Source organism: Microcoleus sp. K4-B3 (assembly GCF_036704615.1).
In the GTDB taxonomy this organism is placed as follows: Bacteria; Cyanobacteriota; Cyanobacteriia; order Cyanobacteriales; family Microcoleaceae; genus Microcoleus.
Map to the genome: position 1 here is coordinate 16,258 of NZ_JAUBSF010000021.1, position 21,193 is coordinate 37,450.

Annotated in this window: 12 protein-coding genes; 5 read left to right on the top strand and 7 right to left on the bottom strand. The window is 46.0% G+C overall.

All coding sequences use genetic code 11. From position 1 onward, the window contains the following. Positions 1-15 precede the first annotated feature (15 nt). The gene (locus QUA78_RS12170; protein WP_333301938.1) at positions 16-567 is read left to right on the top strand and encodes a DUF3124 domain-containing protein; all 552 of its coding nucleotides are present in this window, start codon (positions 16-18) and stop codon (positions 565-567) included. A 516-nt stretch (positions 568-1,083) separates the two neighbouring features. Here QUA78_RS12170 and QUA78_RS12175 read toward each other — a convergent pair. The 7 genes from QUA78_RS12175 to QUA78_RS12205 form a co-directional block, all read right to left on the bottom strand. Beyond that, on the bottom strand, positions 1,084-2,364 hold the full coding sequence (locus QUA78_RS12175; protein ID WP_333186466.1) for a glycosyltransferase family 4 protein: 1,281 nt from the start codon (positions 2,362-2,364) through the stop codon (positions 1,084-1,086). Positions 2,365-2,487: 123 nt separating this feature from the next. Then, on the bottom strand, positions 2,488-3,216 hold the full coding sequence (locus QUA78_RS12180) for a class I SAM-dependent methyltransferase (RefSeq protein ID WP_333301937.1): 729 nt from the start codon (positions 3,214-3,216) through the stop codon (positions 2,488-2,490). Between the two features lie 119 nt (positions 3,217-3,335). Continuing rightward, positions 3,336-8,687 (bottom strand): glycosyltransferase, encoded by a 5,352-nt coding sequence (locus QUA78_RS12185; protein ID WP_333301936.1) that lies wholly within the window; start codon positions 8,685-8,687, stop codon positions 3,336-3,338. Between the two features lie 46 nt (positions 8,688-8,733). After that, positions 8,734-10,254, bottom strand: a complete 1,521-nt coding sequence (locus tag QUA78_RS12190) for a methyltransferase (protein WP_333301935.1) — start codon at positions 10,252-10,254, stop codon at positions 8,734-8,736. A gap of 15 nt (positions 10,255-10,269) precedes the next feature. Further along, the gene (locus QUA78_RS12195) at positions 10,270-11,682 is read right to left on the bottom strand and encodes an ABC transporter ATP-binding protein (protein ID WP_333301934.1); all 1,413 of its coding nucleotides are present in this window, start codon (positions 11,680-11,682) and stop codon (positions 10,270-10,272) included. Between the two features lie 186 nt (positions 11,683-11,868). Then, complete coding sequence (locus QUA78_RS12200; RefSeq protein WP_333301933.1) at positions 11,869-12,717, bottom strand: ABC transporter permease; 849 nt, start codon at positions 12,715-12,717, stop codon at positions 11,869-11,871. 147 nt (positions 12,718-12,864) lie between these two features. Further along, positions 12,865-13,404, bottom strand: coding sequence for a hypothetical protein (locus QUA78_RS12205; RefSeq protein ID WP_333301932.1), 540 nt, complete (start codon positions 13,402-13,404; stop codon positions 12,865-12,867). A gap of 71 nt (positions 13,405-13,475) precedes the next feature. Here QUA78_RS12205 and ruvB point away from each other — a divergent pair, with 71 nt between their 5' ends. The 4 genes from ruvB to QUA78_RS12225 all read left to right on the top strand — a co-directional run bounded on the left by ruvB (position 13,476) and on the right by QUA78_RS12225 (position 21,002). After that, positions 13,476-14,573: a Holliday junction branch migration DNA helicase RuvB gene (gene ruvB, locus QUA78_RS12210; protein ID WP_333301931.1), complete on the top strand. Its 1,098-nt coding sequence runs from the start codon at positions 13,476-13,478 to the stop codon at positions 14,571-14,573. A gap of 3 nt (positions 14,574-14,576) precedes the next feature. Further along, a complete protein-coding gene (locus tag QUA78_RS12215) occupies positions 14,577-15,140 on the top strand; it encodes a Uma2 family endonuclease (RefSeq protein ID WP_333301930.1) in 564 nt (187 codons plus the stop codon). A 110-nt stretch (positions 15,141-15,250) separates the two neighbouring features. Next, complete coding sequence (gene recN, locus QUA78_RS12220; protein ID WP_333301929.1) at positions 15,251-17,005, top strand: DNA repair protein RecN; 1,755 nt, start codon at positions 15,251-15,253, stop codon at positions 17,003-17,005. An 808-nt stretch (positions 17,006-17,813) separates the two neighbouring features. Beyond that, the gene (locus tag QUA78_RS12225; protein ID WP_333301927.1) at positions 17,814-21,002 is read left to right on the top strand and encodes a GAF domain-containing protein; all 3,189 of its coding nucleotides are present in this window, start codon (positions 17,814-17,816) and stop codon (positions 21,000-21,002) included. Positions 21,003-21,193 lie beyond the last annotated feature (191 nt).

The window sequence follows — 21,193 nt, forward strand, 5'->3', positions numbered from 1 at the left end:
TTTGGATGAATGCCGATGAAGCTGAAACATGATTTCTGGGTTGGTTGGGCGATCGTCGCGATCGTCATTACCTCTTGTTCTGAGCAAACTACCTCACAAAGGCAACAACCTGATACAAAACGTGAAACCTCACTGCGATCGGTCACGTTAGATAAAACAAAAGTTGTGATGGGACAAACCGTATATGTCCCTATTTACTCGCATATTTATCACTACAATAGCCAGGATGATGTGATGGAGTTGTCAGCCACGCTCAGTATTCGCAATACGGATCTGACAAATTCGATTATTATCACTTCTGTGCGTTACTACGATACCGATGGGAAATTGATTAGGCAGGATATTAAGAGTCCTGTAGAACTCAAGCCGCTTGCTTCCACAAACTTTTTCATTGCAGCAAATGATACAAGTGGAGGCTCAGGTGCCAACTTTATTGTGGAGTGGGTTGCAGAAAAAACGGTTTATGAGCCTGTCATTGAAGCTGTCATGATTAGTACCTCTTTTTCTCAGGGCATTTCATTTGTTAGTCCCGCTAAAGTTCTCAAGCAACACAGGATGCCGAAGTGATTTTAGAGGATTAAATTATTGCTCTATAAGGTAGTTTCCGAGTACCCTAGAACAATCCTCCGGACAGTTTTTGGAACGATACTACAAGCTTACGCGGGGCAAGGAGCATAAAAAAGTCGAATTAAATGTAAGTCAGGGGTGGAGCTGACATTGATTTAATTATCCACAGCGGCTGAAAGTCAAGCGAGCATAAGCCATTGGGCCATATAAAAACTGTCCGGACTATTGCTAGAAGGGATTGACGGACTGCTGTCAAAATATTTAATATTAATTGCGGTTGCACTCCTGATGACACAGAGGAAACGGCAGTGCCGTTTCCCTACCCGGATTAATTGTAGGGAAACGGCACTGCCGTTTCCTGGCTGTGGGTTATACAGCGTATTGCAGGTTTATGAAGTAGTAGGGACACGGCAGTGCCGTTTCCCTACCGGGATCGAAGGATAGTGGGTGTTCCTGTGCGGTGTAGTCGCACAGGAACGCTTGTGACATGGGCTTTCGTCCTGACCAACTTTATTGCTACATTCTCACTGCAAAAGAGGCTGCTAATTCTCGTTCAGGTTGCATACCAACTGTGGGTGGCATGGAACGATTTGCTACTTGCTCGATCAGTTGTAAATGTTGCGGTAGCATTTTAGCTAAACTATATCGTTCTAATGCCGTTTGACGGGCTTTGACGCGAATTTCTGCCATGCGGGTAGGATGGTCTAAAACTTCATCAATGCGATCGGCTACTTGTTTCGGCGAGAAGTAATCGACTAGCAAACCGTTTTCTCCATCCCGGATAACTTCTCTGACTGGCCCGGTGTCGGAACCAATTACTAAACATCCTGTCGATAAAGATTCAATCATCGACCAAGATAACACAAAAGGTCGGGTTAAATAAACGTGTACGTCGGATGCTTGAATTACTTTTAAATACAGTCCGTAAGGTAGGGGGCCGACAAAGTGAACTCGCGACAAATCTAGCGGCACTTTTTTGAGCATATAGTCTTTGTAAGACTCGCCATTCGGTAAAGAACGCCCGTAACAAACTCTTTCTGAACCGACAATTACGACGTGACAGTTGGGGCGGCGTTCTTGCAAATAGGCGATCGACTCAATAAACTCTGGAAAGCCGCGGTAAGGTTCCATTCCGCGCGATACGTAGGTGACAATTTCATCAACGCCGGACAAGTCTAAGTTGGGCAAAACCAGTTTAGCACCTGGGTCTGGTTTGAAGTAATCTGTATCTACGCCGTCGTGGAGTACGGACAATTTCTTTTGTAATTCGGGCGGAAATTGCGATCGCTGCCAATAAGTGGGCGATAAACCCCAATCGCAAGAGTATAAATCTATCAGAATCGGCGCATTTTTAATTCTAATTCGAGCCATGTCGTCAACCGTTAAAGGTTCCGCTGGGTCAAAATCTGCGTCGGAACCAATAGCATGATAAAACCACTCGAAATAACACAAAAGCGGCGTATTTGGAAAAGCTTCTTTGACAAATAATGTCGGTCCCCAACCGGAATGTCCGCAGATAATATCGGGTACAAAACCATCAGCTTTGAGTTGTTCAGCCATTCTAAATACGGCTTGTCCGTAGATGACGGCACTTTCTAAAGGGCGGACGTATTGGTGAGTCTGCGGGTGGGGTTCGCGGCTGGGTGTAAATGCTGCTTTGCGAACGCCGGGAATGTTCCACTCTGGGCGCTCGTTTTTAGTGCCGAAAACAATTTGATTTTTCGGATCTGCGCCTAAAGCCGTGATAATGTGGCGGTATTGGGCGGGGAAGTTGGGATGGAGAAATAATGCTTTCATTGTCAGTTGTCTGTTGACTGTTGACTGTTTTCTGTTGACTGTTGACTGTTGTCTGTTGACTGTTGACTGTTGACTGTTGTTAGTTGGAATAAAATATTTTGATGCGGCTAAAAAGCTTTGGTTTTATTCATTGGGGGTTGGTGCTTTGCAGATCCAGACGCAATCTCGCGGTACGGAAGATGTATTTTTCAGGATGATTTCATAGTTTAAATGGTTGAGAAATTTTTCCATAATTGTATCAGTCATCACTGAAAATGCTGTGCCGTCTCTGTGCCCGAGCAAGTTTTTGTCCCACTCGCTGGCGAATTTTTGCCACCCTAATTCGCTAAAAATATTTGTGTGGTGAAACACGCAAATTCGATCGCCCCGCAGCAGTTTGGGAATGCGAGTCAGGTAGTTGAATATATCTACCGGCTCTACGTGTACCATTGTATCGTAACAAAAGCAGACATCGGCTGAACCTGGAGCGATGCCGTCTAATGTTAAACCGTCGAGTTTGACGTAAGAAACGCGATCGTCTCCCAAGCGCGATCGGGCCGCTTGCAGCATTTGACTGGAAATGTCGGCACAAATTAGTCGATCGCAATATTTCAGCAGCAGCGAACCTGTTTTTCCGCCGCCGATACCAATTTCTAAAACCCTATGTTCTTTTTTGATGTAGGGTGCAATAAATTGCTGTTCTATCAGCGCCTCGTATTCGGCTAAGGAATTAGCGGCACCGGCAGCTTTACCTATCCATTCGTCGCCAATATGGGCAAGTTCGGCATTAGTTTTTTGCCACTGTTGGGCGTAACTGTCCCATGCCCTTTCATAATCTACTCTTGGGCGATCGGTCATTTTTTCATCGTTCATTTTTGATTATTTTATAGTATTGATGGCTCAATTTTCAATATGTTCCGCAAGTCTTCGTTTCTCGTTCCCCTGTTCTACCAATTACCAATGCCCCATGCCCCATGCCCCATGCCCCATGATTAATGACTGCTGAAATATGCTTCGCAGAAAATATCTGCATAAGCTTGAGTCATTTCCTCAAAAGTATTAAGTGAATCCAAGACGTATTTAGCGTTTTCAGCTAACTGCTGCCGCAATGATTTATCATCCAATAAACTAATCAAAGCTGCAACTAATTCGTCCGGGCGATCGGGTGTATAAAACAAACCATTAATTCCCGGCCGCACTTGTTCTTTAATCCCAAAAACCGGCGATGTAACAATTGGCAAATCGCAGGCCATCGCCTCCAAAATTACTCTTGGAAAACTTTCGACCCGAGAAGTGCAAACAAAAATATCAGCCGATTTGTAATATTTTCCCGTTTCCCCAGTTTCCGGGACTACTGTCACCCTTTGCCGCAACTCTTCTGGCAATTGCCCCACCAAATCGGCTAATTTATTGCTGTAAATACTCGGGCGATCGCCCACAATAAAACACCTAATTTTATTGTGCCATTTGTCAGGCAAAAGTGAAAGTGCTTTAACTAAATCCTGCTGTCCTTTGCGTTCGCATACCGTTCCCAGCAGCAAAATAACCACATCTTCCGCTGCAACACCTAAACTTTTTCTAGCCAATTCACAATTCTCCGAATTTTCCAGTTTGCTCAAATCTAAGCCATTGTGAATCACCGTAAAATTGTGGTGGCTGTTGAGAGGCAAATACCTGTCCCGCGTTGCATCTGCCACAAAAATTACCTTGTAAGGAAAGCGAAAACATTCTAAAGCTCTCGCCGCAATCTCCGAACCAAACCTGTTAAAATAAGTTTGCCAAGGTTCGCTTTCGTGCACGTTCCACACCACAGGAATTCCGATTTGTCGCGCCGCATCAACTACAAAAAAGTTTTCTAAAGTATTGGCATAAATTGCATCTACTTTTAAACTTGCAATTTCTGTGCTAAAACTGCGGATGGCTTCATCATAAGCATCGCGCTGGTAGATGTGTTCGAGAGGATTGTCGCGCACAATTACTTCAATTCCCTGCTGTTCGTAAGCTTGACGCAGGGGCCCGTCTGAAACGCAAAGTACGATCGGCTTAATAACGCTTTCAGCCGCCAATTTCACCGCAATTTCGTACTGATGCAGCGGCGCACCAGTGAAATCCAGCGAATTGCTGCACATTAAAACTTTGATAGGATAAATCAGATTCTCTGCTACTGCTACCAACAAACCGGAATCGGAAACTTCTAATGTATAAGCTTCTTCCTTCTTCTTTACATCCGTTACAAAATCAGTTGCCGAATTTCCTTCTTCCTTCATAAAAAACCGTCGGGGTTTAATATGAAAATACTCATCTTCTAAAGACAAGTGAGGACTGTAAAAACTGTCAGTTTTTCCCGCATACTTGCGCCTAAAAGCCGCCACTTCTTGAGGATTGTCGGTAAAACCCCGAGAAGTTCCCTCTTTGTGCAATAACTCCGCATCTGGACAATATACGCACCGATAACCCAGTTCTAACAGTCGGTATCCGTAATCTGCATCATTGTAAGCAACAGCAAAATTCTCCTCATCAAAACCGCTCAATTCTAAGAACAATTGACGCGGAGTAATCGTGCAAGCCGCTGTTACCGCAGAATAATTTCGCGTTACCATCGCTTGAGACAGATAGCCTCGATTTTCGCTGTTCATCAGCTTAAAAGCGTGACCGGCCAAACCGTGATGCAGCCCGTGAATTATGCCCGCGTGCTGAATTCTGCCGTCGGGATATAACAGCCTCGCGCCGACTGCACCCACGCCCGCGATTTGAGCGTATCCCACCATTTGACTAAGCCAGCGCGGGTTAATTACTTCAGTATCGTTGTTCAAAAACAATACATATTCGCTATCAACTTGTTCGGCAGCGCGGTTGTTAATTGCTGCAAAACTAAACTTGCCGTCAGGATTTTTTATCCGCAAAACTTGGCAATTTAATTCCTTTAAATATTCCAGAGTTTTCGGGTCGTCGCTTTCGTTGTCGATAACGGCAACTTGATAATTTCTGTATGTTGTAGTTTCTAGAGAATCCAGACAGGCTTTCAGCAATTTTAGCTGATTTTTAGTAGGAATAATTACCGTTACTGATGGGCCGTTATCCGGGAAATCCTGGGCAAATATGCCCAAATTTTCTTTAATCGCCCATGCGTGCTGAGCGACATTGCCGTTAATTTTTCGGCGGTTTAGTGCGTCTTGTATGGCTTTTTGACCTGCGGCAAAACTGGCGGGTTTCGCGGCCCCAGATATGGCTGTAGAACCGGGTGCGGTTCGCCAGTGATAAAGCACTAGCGGGAGGTGCGCGACGTGGCGAGAAATTTCGGTTGCTCTCAAGGCAAAATCGTAATCTTGCGAGCCTTCCAAACCTAGTCGCAAACCGCCTATTTGTTCAAAAATGTGTTTTCTCACGGCGCACAAATGACCGAGATACATATAGGAAAGCAGCAGTTCCGGCGACCATTCCGGTTTGAATTGCGGTGCGAATCTGCGACCTTTGGTGTCGATTTTGTCGTCGTCTGAGTAGAGAAAATCGGTGGCTGGATGCGCGGCAAAATATAAGGCGACTTCGCCTAATGCGTCGGGAGTTAGTTCGTCGTCGTTGTCTAAAAACAGGATGATGTCGCCTGTTGCGAGGGCGGCGGCGCTGTTGGTTGCTGCGCTGATGTTGCCGTTTTCTGTACGAAATGTGATGCGGATACGATCGTCCTTTTGGGCCCAGTTTTTCAAATTTTCAGCAACAGTGAATTCGGTGCTGCAATCGTCGGCAATGCAGAGTTCCCAGTTTGGATAAACTTGATTGAGCACGCTAGCGATCGCACTTTCTAAAAAATCTATCTGCGGGTTGTAAACTGGCATTACTACCGAAATTTTGGGCAAGGGTTCCCGGCAGGATTTTAACCGAGAAATCAAGTAATCGCGCGCGCGATCGTTCCACTGATTCACCTCCAGCCAAGCGTCATACCTATCAATAGGTTTAGGCACCACAAAACCCGCAGGCGGCAGCAAATCTCCCGGCGCAGTAAACTGTTTTTGCTGCCGATAAATCTTCTCCAACTGGCGAATCACCTTCACAATTTCCCAAGGCATCGGCACAATTCTGCCGAGACGCTGTTTTCTCTCCCTCGCCCGCTGCCGGATTGCCTCTATCAAATTCGACAACTCATCAAATTTATCCGCACTTCGCTGCCAGATATGGTAGCGGCGCACGGTCAATTTTTTTGGCGCTTGAAAATACAAAATTTCCCCGCTTTCTAACTCAGCTTGCAGAGAAACGTGCCATTCGCCAGGAGACAAATCGACAAGGGCCTCAAAGCCGCTTTCTGAACTGTTAACCCAGTCGGGAAACACTTCGCCGACATCTTTTCGCCGCAAACCGTAGGCGCACTCTACAGAAGTATCGCCGCACAAAAGGCTTAATTTAGCAATTTTGCGATCGTGGTGACAGCACCAACCTGCAAACAAAATTTGACCCTGACGCTGTTCCCAGACCACTGGTACATCTAACGATGCTTGAATCGTTGAAACTAACAGCGGATAAGCTGCCAAAAGATGCCATTTACCTCGCTCGTCTTGCGCTTCCAGCAGCACTTCGTGCCGTCCGGCAGGCGCTTGCAATTCAATTGTAAAACCAGATTTATTCGCCGCCGGAATATTACAATGTGCTAGGGCTATATCGCTTCTTTCTATGCCGTAAACACCCGCGAAACTCTTGTCTTCAACTCGGGCGCGGACTGCTGTAATCTCTCTTTTTTTGTGAAAAACCCAGCCCGCAATTAGCAGATTGGAATCGCAAACTTGCCAAGTAGTGGGTCGATCTAACGAAAAAATAAATTTAGGGAACAAGTCGCGGATTCTGTGCTGAACTTCCCACCATTTTTCTTTGACTTTCCACCATCTAGAAGACTTAATTTTAGCAATTTCTGCTCGGAAGTTTTCATTCTCTTGGCGGGATTGTTCTAAATTTTCCTGAGTGTCCTTTAATTTTTCCTGAGTTTGACTTTGTGCTGTTTCTAACTGAAGTAATTCAGCTAACTTTTGCTGCAATATAAATTCAGTCTCTTCAAATTGTACCTGAGTTTGCCCTAATTCAGCTTCTAATTCTAATACTTTGGCTAAAGCTTCTTGAAATTGCGATTCTTTGCCGGCAAACTGTACCTGAGTTTGTCCTAATTCTGTTTCTAATCCGAGGAGTTTTGCTAAAGCTTCTTGAAATTGCGATTCTTTGCCGGCAAGCTGTACCTGAGTTTGCCCTAATTCAGCTTCTAATTGTAAGATTTTTGTTAAAGCTTCTTGAAATTGCGATTCTTTGCCGGCAAGCTGTACTTGAGTTTGTCCTAATTCTGTTTCTAATCCGAGCAGTTTCGCTAAAGCTTCTTGAAAATTTGATTCTTTGCCGGCAAGCTGTACTTGAGTTGCTCCTAATTCTGTTTCCAAGCCCAACACTTTCGCCTGGGCATGGTGAAATTGTTCTTGCCACTGTTTGACTTCGGAATTGCTGTTTTTTTGCTGTTTTTCCAGCAAGCGGATTTTCAACCAATCTTCAAATGGCCAGACTGGAGATGCTGGGAAATGAATAACTCGATCGATCGCGAATTTCGATTCGCTGCTCAGATTGCCAGCTTGGGTTTCCAAAAGTTCATATAGTTCTAATGCTTCGGGGAAATATTTTTCTATTAAACTCGGTCTGTGACTTTTGACAATATCGTTGACTAATAAAGATTCTTCAAAGTTGTCGCCCGGTATCGCACCTAAGTTAACATTAAATTTTTCGTTTATTCGCTCGATGAAAAGTTCGGGAGTGTTGCCGATCGGGTAAACGTTTGCTAGCAGACAGCGATCGGGAAAACGTTCGTAAAGTTCTAAAACTTTTTGATTGTAGTGAATCCACATTTTTACTGCCATTTCGGGATTTTGCAGCAAGCTGACATCGGTTCCCCGGCGGTACAGGGAATCGACTACTTCCCAGGGCGATCGATAAACGCAGATAAAATTAGCTTCAGGGAGCAAAGTCAGCCAAAAATCCCAAAAAAGGGTTGTTCGCGGGTCTTTCCAGCCCCAATGTTTGTGAGTTTGTTGATTTTGGTCGATCGCGCGTTTGGCGATTTCCACGTATTCTGCTGCTACCGGAATCGTTTTTTCAAACGTACAGCCGAGTTCATCAATACCGTGCGATCGCAAAACACTTTTGTGAAACTCCACAAAATCAACATTCTCGAAATGACCTTTCACATTTCCGTCGGCCGGGCCCACTAACTTTTTGCCAATATCAACCCCGACTTCCTGAAACAAAGAAGCTGTTAAAGACGTACCGGAACGGTGCATTCCGGTAACAATAAAAACCGACGGTTTGGTGTCATTTGTACTCACAATTTCTCTCCCTCGCCCTAATTCCCACACCAATTTTACTCGATCGCTAGTCTCCCGCTAAGCCGAGCGACCGCCTGACTTGAAACCAGGCGGTTCTCACCTTCCAGAACTTACTCGTTTCCATTGCCAAAACTCGATTGTGCGATCGCTCTAGTTTTTCCTTGAGATTAATTAGCTGATTTTGAGTTTGTTCCAACTGCATTTGGACAGATATTAACTGATTTTGAGTTTGCTCCAACTGCGTGTGAGCTGAAATTAATTGACTTTGAGTTTCTTGCAAATGCGTTTGAGATTCTTCCAACTGCGTTTGAGTAATCATTAACTTACTTTGACTTTGCTCCCATTCTATTTGAGCCGCAGCTAACTGAGTCTCCATTAGTTGGATTTTAGTCTGAGTAGACCCCAAAAGAGACTGCGATTGCCTTTGGCTCAGCAGCGATTTCACAGTGCAAGTTTCCATAATCCACTCCGCACCGTAGTTATTGATTGCTTTAACTATTAACACATCCTGTGGCGTCACAGTGTTTTTCGGTAAATAACAGCGCCAACCAGACTGCAAAGCAGCATCTGTTTTAAAGTATCCAGCCACATCCGATCTATTGTAAAAAGGCTCGCATCTCTCTACTAATTCGCCGTTTACCAGCACTTGCACCTCCTCAATGCGGCCCTCCTCGTTCACATCGGCAGCCCACCCTTCCAGATACAAATTATCCTTAGTAGTTAAAGCAGCAACATCAACATATCCTTCCGGGTGGTGACTGAATTTCAAACTAGAAAATTCTCTATTCAGTTGATTTGTAACCACATACAAATCCTGAAACCTGCATATGCCTTTTTCAATTCGATGCACAAATGCTTTGCCACCACTAACTCTCTCGACAATTTCTCTAACAAACTTTTCCGTTACATAAGTTGTGCCGTATTCTTCCTTATCTAAAGACTGACTTTCGCTATCTGCGCTAAACAGAATTCCTTTTGCCGGCATTTCTATGCTAGATTCCAGCAGACTCTCATCGTGAACACTGAACATCAAAATCCCGTCTTGAGTCAACAAATCGTACAAATTTTGCACCCAACTCGTAAAAGTTCTTTCCGGCATATGGCTGAAAAAAGAATTAGCCAGAATGCAGTCAAACTTTCGGTCAATTAAATAATTTTCTGGTTTTCCCGTCGAGACAATACCGCTGACGCCAAAGTATTCAGTTTGAAACTTAACCGCGTTAGCATAAATATCAGAAACCCAAATTTTTTCCGGCGGCATTTCCTGAATCAAAAACCGGGTAAATCGACCGTAACCGCAGGCAAAATCTAGAAAAGACGGTACATTTTCAAAACTCCCAAAATGCCAATCCACAACTTGTTTGACGGTATCCAGGATGCGACGCCCGATCGCATAATAGCGCACGAAAGCCCGATCGCGATCGTCTTTGACATTGCTCAAGCTGAACAAATACATTTCATCGTCTTCGCAGATATTCTGTTTAAAATCTTCGGGAAACTTAGCTTGCTCTCGAATAAATGCTTTGATTACGGGATTTTCTACTAAATCTAAATTGATATTGCTCATGGTTTTCACAGAATTTTAGATTACCTCGGTTGACGGCTCTTTCATCAGAGAATCAGGATTAACAACAGTTAAACACGGTTCGATCAGCAAGTCAACGATGCCGTTACCGCACGACTCAGTACAAGACTGAACTCTAAACATTGCCACATCAACGCAGCGATCCAGATAAGTTAAATCTCCATCTACCGTCCCCACAACCCCAGCATTCAGAAAATAAACCCCCGGATTCAGCAAACATTTAAACTGAAACTTCACTACTATTGTCGTTCCCGCTTCCACATACCGAACTGACTGAGTAGAACCCTTCAAAGAAGCACCCGCCAACTCAAAACCGCTAATCGTTTTAATCAACATTCCAAACCTAACTTTGGAAGTTGACCGCGAGAAAGTGACAGAGTAAGTGTAAATATAATCTTGACGACCTATCAAGTGATTTACCACATTTCCCTTCAGTGTCTCGATGCGGGGGTTGATAATTTCCGCTCCCCGAGATGGATACCTCACCGTATTCGACGGTATCATCCCCGGATCGTAAAATTCATCATAATGTTCCCTGGGTTTGGAGAGATGTTGCTCCGGTTTAAATTCCTTCTTTGTGCTTTCTAAACTAGCATCCTGAAGTTTTTCTTGACTTTCCTGTTTTGTTAGTTGGTTCAGGGTCCGAATATCTGACTTCAACCCTAGAACCTTATCCGGATCGGCATAAATCAGCTTTTGATACTTAGAAATTACCACCTTCGGCGTGTGAGCGAGCAGTAATTCACCGCTATCCATTAAAATCGCCGACGTACAAAGTTGCACAACAGAAGTAGCAGCATGAGAAACAAATAAAATCGTTCCGCCACCTTCCTGAATGCTTTGCAAGCGGGCAAAACACTTGCGCTGAAAAGCTTCGTCGCCGACCGAAAGCGCCTCGTCAACCACCAAAATATCCGGTTCGACGCTAGTCGCAACGGCAAAAGCTAGCCTGACAAACATACCGCTAGAATAAGTCTTGACTGGCTGTTCGATGAAATCCCCAATATCAGCAAAAGCAGCTATATCGTCAAACTTTTCTTCAGTTTCCTTTTGATTGAATCCCAGTAACTGAGCGTTAAAAAACACATTTTGCCGCCCGGTAAATTCCGGGTTAAACCCGCTTCCGAGTTCCAACAAAGCGGAGACTCGCCCTTTAACATCCACGCTTCCTGCGGTAGGCGTCAGCGTCCCCACAATTATTTGCAGGAGAGTGCTTTTTCCGGAACCGTTGCGACCGACTATTCCCAGAGTTTGTCCTTGAGGAATTTCTAGATTGATATCGTGGAGCGCCCAAAATTCGTCAGCGAGTTTTTTGCTGGGGTAAATAATTTCCTTTAAGCGGTCTCCTGGACGATCGTACCGCTTAAAGCATTTGGAAACATTTTTTAGTGAAATTACATTTTCTGTCATTGGCGGCAGTCAATCGATTTTAGATTTTAGTTTTTAGATTTTAGATTGACTTGAAATCTCAAACATATTTACAGCACAATCGATTTTAGATTTTAGTTTTTAGATTTTAGATTGACTGTAGATCTCAAACAAATTTACAGCACCCTCGATTTGAGATTTTAGATGGACTTTCGCTCTCAAACAAATTTACAGCACGTCAGCAAAAGCGGGACGCAAACGCCGGTAAACCGCCAAACCTCCACAAAATATAGCAGCAGAAATCAGCGTGGCGACACCCCATTCGCCCCAGTGCTTAACTTCTCCAAGCAGTATGAGGTCTCGATAAACCTCCGAGATGGCGGCCATTGGATTCAGCCAAAATATCCACGCTCGCCACTCTTGGGGGATTACTGATGCTGGGTAGACGATCGGCGTCAAATAAAACCAAAAATTTAGAATAACACCTAATGTCTGAGGAATGTCTCGCAAAAACACCGTCAAGCCCGCTGTCAAATATCCCAAACCCGCTGTCAGCAGCAACTGAGGAACCCAAACCAGCGGCAGCAAGCATAAAGTAGCGTTGAGCTTTTGCGAGGACACTGCTACTATGACAATCAAAGCTGCTAAACCCAGAGAACTTTCAAGAAAAGCTGTAAAAATCGGCACTAGCGGCAGCAAACCGAGGGGAAATACCACTTTTTTGACTAAATTCGGCTGCCCCACCACCGATACTCCCGACTTGATCAAACCGCTGGTGAAGGCACTCCAAGGCAACAAACCTGCAAACAGCCAGACTCCAAATGTAATGTCGCTGTTTTCTGGGAAGCCTGCAAGGCTGAGTTTTACCTTGAGGACGATCGAAAATACGTATGTGTAAATCACCAATTGCGATAGCTGATTCAGCAGCGGCCAGAAATTGCCCAGAATTGAGCCTTTGTATTGAGCTTCCAAGTCCCGGCGCACCAATGTTGCCAGCAGATTCAGCTTCGCCCAGCGCTGGCTACTTGCGGGCAGCCTGCCGCCCACCCTTCGGGCTTTTTGGGCAACTCCTTTCACCGTTCTATGCAATTTTTTCGCCCTCGTTCACTACCTTCACACCTAAATCAACTCAAGCTACAATTGTGCAGCTTTTGCTAAACCGCAATTATTCCACAGCCTCGTCGCTTTGATCAAGCATCTGCCACCTGGGCGAAGGATGCTATTTTAGCCGATCGCCGATCGAACTGCCGAACCGATCGCTAGTTTTTGCTCGTTGTCGTAGCCCCACCGCTGAAAAAATTCCCCGTACTCGCCGTGGGCATTCTGCAAACTTTCTAGCATTTGCGACGCTATAGTTTGACAGGCCGGCATTTGCAGGATTTGAATTAAATTGCGCGATCGCTCCTGCACTCTAGCAGAACCGGCCGCCATTTCCTCCTTTTGCTGGCGCGAATGATGCACGACCATTGCCGCCGACATCGCCAAATTTTTCACCAGCAGTTCTGCTACGATCTCAGGAGCCGATCGCAGCGCCTCGACTACTCCGGGTGACGGCCGCTCTGCCTCCTGTCGATCGTCCGTTAGATAGGTGACAAAAAACCCCCTAGCACCGTTTTGTGTTTTAACCAGAGAGGTAACAGCTTGCTCGATGTCTGCCTGTAAAAGTCGATCGGCCTCCATGAAGGACAGTAAAGATTCAGTCAGCTCGATCGCCCCCTCAAAAGTTATGCTTTCCGATGCTAATAAAGAAGATGGAATACTCATCACGAACTCAATAATTGTAAAGATTCTGCTAACAAGTGTAAACAATTCCCGCTGCCAGATCGCAAATAAATATGGCTATTATCTCCTCCAAACAACAGCCCCCCGACCCAAATCTACCCGAAGACATAGCCCCAGCCCGTCGCAAAAAAGCCGTCAAACCCCAGGCGGAATCTTTGCTAGAATCGCAAGAACTACCCGACGAAATTAACAGCAAACAAGACGACAAAATCCGGCCCCAGCGCTTAGCTGAATACATCGGGCAAAAAGACTTGAGAGAAGTTTTGGCGATCGCAATTGCAGCGGCCAAATCTCGCGGCGAACCGATGGATCACCTGTTACTCTACGGGCCTCCAGGGTTGGGAAAAACCACAATGTCGCTAATTCTAGCAGCAGAAATGGAAGTTGAATGCAAAATCACCACCGCCCCAGCTTTAGAAAAACCGCGAGATATTGTCGGATTGCTGATCAACCTCAAAGCAGGCGACGTGCTGTTTATCGACGAAATTCACCGTTTATCTAAAGTTACAGAAGAAATCCTCTATCCGGCGATGGAAGACTGCCGCTTAGATATTACGATCGGGCAAGGAAAAACCGCAAAAATCCGCAGCATACCTCTGAAACCGTTTACTTTAGTAGGAGCAACAACCAAAGTCGGTTCTCTAACATCTCCATTGCGCGATCGCTTCGGCTTGATCCAAAGATTGCGGTACTACGAAATAGACGAACTCAGTCTAATTGTCCAAAGAACCGCCCAAGTTCTCGACACTAAAATCACCCCAGAAGGAGCCACAGAAATTGCCCGCCGAGCTCGCGGAACGCCCCGGATAGCTAACCGCTTGCTGCGGCGAGTTAGAGACTACAGCGAAGTCAAAAACTTAAAGCCAATTGATGCCGAAGTTGCCTCACTCGCCCTGGAATTATTCAACGTCGATCCGCTAGGTTTGGATTGGACAGATCGGCGAATTTTGACAGCAATGATTGAGAATTTTAACGGCGGCCCAGTGGGCTTAGAAACCCTCGCGGCTTCTACAGGAGAAGATACTCAAACCATTGAGGATGTATACGAACCTTATTTAATGCAAATCGGATTTTTGCAGCGGACAAATCGCGGGAGAATGGTAACGGTTGCTGCTAGAAAACACTTGGGTTTTATCGAAGAGAAGGAGTAGAAAATGGTACAGATACAAACAAAAACACTAACTTTGTCAGAGTTTCTCAAACTGCCAGAAACAGAACCAGCTAGCGAATATATCAACGGTCAAATCATCCAAAAACCTATGCCACAAGGAAAACACAGCAAATTACAGGGAAAGCTAGTCACTACAATTAACGAAGTGGTAGAACCGAGAAAAATAGCCTTAGCTTTTCCCGAATTGCGGTGTACTTTTGACGGCAGATCGATCGTGCCAGATGTCACAGTATTTACTTGGGACAGAATACCTGTTGATAAAAATGGGGATGTTGCTAATGTATTTGAAACTTACCCAGATTGGACAATTGAAATTCTGTCTCCAGGCCAGAGTCAAACTAAAGTAACTGGGAATATTTTACACTGTCTGAAAAACGGCACTAAAATGGGTTGGCTGATCGATCCGATGGTGCGATCGATATTAATTTATCCCCCTGGAAAGCAACCGGAAATTTTAGCAAAACCAGAAGAATTGTTGCCGGTTCCAGATTGGTCAGCAGAATTGCGGCTGACGGTAGGAGATTTGTTTGGATGGTTGAAACTATAGAAGTCAGTTGTTATTTGTTATTTGTTATTTGTTATTTGTTATTGGGTACCAATAATTTTCCAGGCTCTGCCTCCAATTCCCAATTCCCAATTCCCAATTCCCAATTCCTCATGTTGCTATACCTCAGAATAGAAAACTTTGCCTTAATTGACTGCCTCGACTTAGAATTTGGCCCGAGTTTGAACGTATTTACAGGCGAAACTGGCGCTGGTAAATCGATTATCCTAGATGCGATCGATGCAGTGTTGGGCGGCAAGGTCGATCGCCGATCGATTCGCACCGGAGCAACGCGGGCAATATTGGAAGCTACCTTTGAATTGGACAAAGCCGCCGCTGTGTGGCTGGGCGAGCAAGAAATCGAACCCATAGACGGAAATTTAGCCGTTTGCAGCCGGGAAATTAACGCATCTAGCGGGGCTCTGCGCACCAGATCGCGCTTGAACGGAATTCTCGTCAACCGCCAGTTAATGGATCAACTGCGCGATCGGCTCGTCGAAATTACCGCCCAAGGCCAAACCGTCCACCTCGGACAAGAAACCCTCCAGCGAGAATGGCTCGACCTCTACGGTGGCAAAAGGCTCGCTGAAGCGCGATCGACAATCGCGTCCGCGTGGCTGGGAGCCAACAACGCCAAAACAGCCCTCAAACGCAGGCGTCAGTCGGAACAGCAGCGGCTGCAAAGACTTGATTTGTTAGAATACCAAGTCCGAGAACTCGGCGAAGCCCATATCGAAGATGCCGGCGAACTCGAACAGCTAGAACAAGAATCAATCCGGCTGGGCCACGTCGTCGAATTGCAGCAGCAGAGTTACCAAGTCCACCAAGCCCTGTACCAAAACGAGGGCGACACCGCATCAGCCGCCGACTTGTTGAGCAAAGCCGAAGTAATTTTAAGCGACATGGCCGTTTACGATGTGCAGTTGCAACCAATCCTAGAAATGGTCAGCGATGCTTTAGCTCAAGCCACAGAAGCCAGCAGGCAAATTAGCAGCTACGGCGAACAATTAGAAGCAGATCCCGAAAGACTCGAAGAAGTAGAAGATCGGATTCGCGAACTCAAACAAATTTGCCGCAAATACGGGCCGCTCAAAGAAGCGATCGCCTACTACCAAAGCATTCAAAACGAACTAAACGAACTTTTAGAAGGAGGCGAGTCAATGGAAGCCTTAGAACTCGCATATCAGACCGCTTTAGAGCAATTAAAAGACGCTTGCAGCCACCTCACTACCCTGCGGCGCGAAGCAGCCCTCAAACTAGAAACACACCTCGTAGGAGAACTTAAGCCGTTAGCAATGGAAAAAGTGCAATTTCAAGTCGAGATCTCGCCTTCTACCCCAACCGCTAGCGGTGCCGACCAAATCGCCTTTTGTTTCAGCCCCAACCCGGGCGAACCTTTGCAACCCCTGGGCGCGATCGCCTCCGGGGGAGAAATGAGCCGCTTTCTGCTCGCCATCAAAGCCTGTTTTTCCCAAATAGAAAGCGCCGGTACGCTGATTTTTGACGAAATCGACGCCGGAGTCTCCGGGAGAGTCGCCGGCGCCATCGCCAAAAAACTCTACCAACTCTCTGACAAACACCAAGTTCTCTGCGTCACGCACCAGCCGCTGATCGCCGCGATGGCTGATTTTCATTTTCGCGTCAACAAACAGACGATCGAAGCAAAACCGAGTATCGGCGAACCCGCAGCCGACTCCGAACCAGTTGAACGCACAGTAGTCAGAGTTGCCGCCCTCAACAGCGAGCAGCGGCGCGAAGAACTCGCCCAACTCGCCAGCGGCCGCTCAGCAACAGAAGCCATCGCCTTCGCCGAATCCCTACTCGTCGAAGCCGCCGGACTGCGCCAAACTCAGTGGGCAAAACCCTGAAAACACAACAATTGTTGGCGAACCGCCAGTCGAAAATAGTCCACTCCGCCTTCTGAGTTTCCAAAACCGATTGTCTTAAATCTTTATTGAGGGTTGAAAAAAGTATGGGAGTAAAAAAACCCGGTTTATGCGTCCAAGACGGGAAAAAAAGCTGCAACGGCAACCGAGGATCGAACGGCGTCAAACTCAGTTTTTCATACCCTTACCCGACCCTCCAGCCGATCGGGGGGCCAAAAGGCGGAGTTTTTCCGAGCCGGAGGTTACACTAAAAATGGCAACAGCAAGTTTTACAAAAAAAAAGCTGAAAGACCCGTGAGTTTAGTCACGGGACGAAAGCTAAGAGCAGCAAAATTGAGAGAAATTCTAGTTAAAAACCACAATTGTGTACAGAAGGGCACACATCACTAGCAACTGGTGGTGTCACAATTGCAGCTAGTCCCACAATGCCATCCCTCTTTCAGCAGTCCTCCCTGCAGTACGCATTCATGTTATTGCGGGCGATCGGATCGAAGACCAGCAGAACCTACTTAAACCAGGCACGCACAATGTCAAAATCAGTTAATAAACCATTTAAACAGGATTCGCATTCTCTAAAAAGAGTGCAGCAATGCCACAGCAGCGTTACCGTCGCACCAGCAGTTCACCAGCAATCCCAACTGAATTGCCCTTGCCCTGTGGCCGGAGTTCTGTAAACTGGGAAATACTTTCACACATACTTGAGTTTTGTGCGGCAGGTAACTCACTAATGAACTTGCCCGCTCTCCTAGCTTAGAGACTAACCCTTACACTTAAGCTTCTGTAAAGGTCTATGAAATCTGCATCTTCCAATCTGTCAGCTATGGAAAACGTGATAGATGTCACTCCTGTAAGTGAAAATCATCAGGAACAGCATTCTCATTATCCCTCTAGTAATAATCAAATCGTCAAAAGCCAAGGAAACTTCTCCAGTTTCCTCGCACCCTTAAACAAGGATAGTTTTAAAGGAGTCGCCAGGGAAGTAGAGGAAAAACTGAGGGTTGTCAATCAAACGCTGGGAATGCTCGACAATATCCTTGACAGCCAGGGATTTGACGCCATTCTTAACGAAATGTTGCAGTCGATTACCCTCAAAACAGGGGAATTGCTAAATGCCGCTCGCAGCACGATATTTTTATTAGACGACGAAAAAAATGAACTCTGGGCGATCGTTGCTAAAGACGAAAATGGCAACAACCTAGAGTTCCGATTTCCCGCCCATGTGGGCATTGCGGGAGAAGTAGCCACGGAGAAAAAAGTGGTGAACATTCCTTATGATTTTTATAACGACCCCCGCTCGGCTAACGCCAAAAAAACTGACGAAAGAACAGGATATCGCACTTATACAATGCTGGCGATGCCCCTGATCAACGAAGAAACAGGAGAGTTAGTAGCAGTCGTTCAACTGATTAATAAACTCAAGCCCAACCACGAACATTATGGTACTTTAGAAGCACAGATTGATAAGGTAGGTTTTACTCAAGAAGACGAACAAGTTTTTCGAGAATTTGCCCCGTCGATTCGCCTAATTCTAGAGTCTTCTAAATCTTTTTACGCAGCAACTCAAAGACAACGTGCCGCGACAGCGCTGATGAACGCCGTCAACGCTCTTTCTCAGAGCGGTTTAGACTTAGAAGATACCCTAAAGCGGGTGATGGATCAGGCCCAAGAACTGATGAACGCCGATCGCAGCACCCTGTGGCTAATTGACGAAGATAGAAATCAACTGTGGACAAAAATCCCGATCGCAGGTCAACTTCAAGAAATTCGCATACCCAGAACAGCCGGTTTCGCAGGCATCGTCGCCCAATCCAGTGCACCGCTGCTGATTCCCTTTGACGTGTACGACGATCCCCGCGCTGCAACTTCCAAAGAAGTGGATCAAAAGTCGGGGTATCGCACTTGCAGTATGCTGTGTATGCCGGTGTTTAACTCCAACCACAAATTGATTGGTGTCACCCAATTAGTTAATAAAAAACGACAAGGAGAATTTCCGCCCTACAACCCGGAAGATTGGCCGCACGCCCCCGAACAGTGGAAAGCGAGTTTCAATCGCAACGACATGGAATTTATGAAGGCGTTTAACATCCAAGCAGGAGTCGCCCTGCAAAACGCCAAACTGTTTGCCGAAGTCAAACAGCAAGAACAAAGACAAAAAGATATGCTGCACGCCCTGACTAACGGCGTGATTTCTACAGATAAAAAAGGCAATATAGTAGCGACCAATCCCAGTGCCCAAAAATTACTGGGTGTCAGCGAGGCAGAATTAGCCGAAGGTCAATCTTTGCGGGAGTTAATTAAGTTAGAAAAAGGCGATTTTGCCAAGTGGTTTGATGCGTCTTTGTCTCCCGAAGACGAGAACGACCGCCAGCAGTATTACCCGGATCAAGTTTTGCTGTCCTGTGAAGCAAAATCGCAGAGTATCAATCTCTCGATTAATTCAATGACCGACGCTACCGACCCCAGCAAGGTCAACGGCGCGTTAGTCGTCATGGAAGATATTAGCAGCGCCAAGCAAGTCAAAAACTTGATGTACCGTTACATGACCCCAAAAGTAGCTGAAGATTTGTTAGCTTCAGGGGATACTGGATTGGGCGGTAAGCGCAAAAACGTTTCCGTGCTGTTCTCAGACATTCGCAGCTATACCACACTTACGGAAAAATTGCAAGCCGAAGAAGTGGTAGTTATGCTCAATAAATATTTTGAAGTGATGGTAGATGTCGTATTCGAGTACGGAGGGACTCTCGACAAATACATCGGCGACGCTCTGATGGCAGTTTTTGGCTCTCCAGCACCCCTAGAGGATCATGCTTGGTGCGCTATGCAAACGGCAGTGAAAATGCGGGAAAAACTGGCAGAGTTCAATCAAGATCGCGTGGCCAATGGCGAACTGCCGATCGGCATCGGTATGGGCGTACATTCTGATGAAGTTGTCAGCGGCAACATCGGTAGTAGCAAACGCATGGAATTGACTTCGATCGGAGACGGCGTAAACCTCGCCTCTCGCTTAGAAGGCGCCAGCAAACAGTACGGCACCGACTTGATCATCAGCGACAATACTTACAGAGATTATGCCGATCGGCTCTACGTGCGAGAACTCGACTTTATTACTGTCAAGGGCAAAAGCGAACCCGTAATCGTTTACGAACTCGTCGGCATCCGCGAGGGATACTCGCCAGTGGGCAAGTCACTAACCGAGACACAGCAACAAATTATAGAACATTACACCAAGGGGCGCGAACATTACAAAGCTCCAGTCACCCAAAGACTCTCAGAAAGTGAGGTGAAAAACATCTTAAATGAGGTCGCCTCCATGCCAGAGGCAGAGATTAAGAAACTGCCCAACAATTTTGTAGAGCAACAGTTGGAACACGAGCTCAAGAACCTGTTACATCAACTGAAAAAGCTGTCAGAATACGACCCAAACAACCTGTCCGAAGCAGACCAACTCATCGTACTGTTGCAGCCAGAAATCCAACTGCTGAAATTGGAAGGCATCAAAAACCTCTCGGAAGACGAAGCCAAAATGCTGCTGCAAGCAAAAATCAAGCCCCTATCAGCACCCCTATCAGCAGATGATATTAAATACTTGCAAGAAGGCGAAGTCAAAAAGCTGTTGGAAGCAGACATCTTAGAACCATCAAATCCCAAAATCAAGAGGCTGAAACCCGCAGAGATCAGGCGGCTATTGCAGGCTAAAATAAAAAGTCGGGCCTCGGAGACAGTTGCAGAAATGTTAGATGAGGAATTTGAAAATCTCGGACTCGATCAAGTTAAAAAAGTGCTGAACGAGTTTAAGAAAGCCTTAGAACCAAAAGCCAAGCAAGCTTTTACAGACGCCGCACGCGAATTTGACGCCGTTCTAAAAGTTGACCCGAAAAACAAGGCAGCTAAATTGCACTTCGATCGCTGTATGTTATTTCAGCATGGGTTTTCAGACGCACTCAACTGGGATGGTGTCTGGAATCTCACAGAAAAATAACAGTGGCCCACAGCAAATGCTGGCGGTGGCGCCAGGGTTCCGGGGGCGGCGGGGGCAATCGCGATCGGGGTGCGCCTCCCATCCGACCACCCATTAACCTTAATATCCTATTGAGGTTAATTGTAAAGAAGCTCCAACAGGTATTATGGTTAGATAACCGGATTTGAACTCGCAAGCCAGATGCCTGCGTT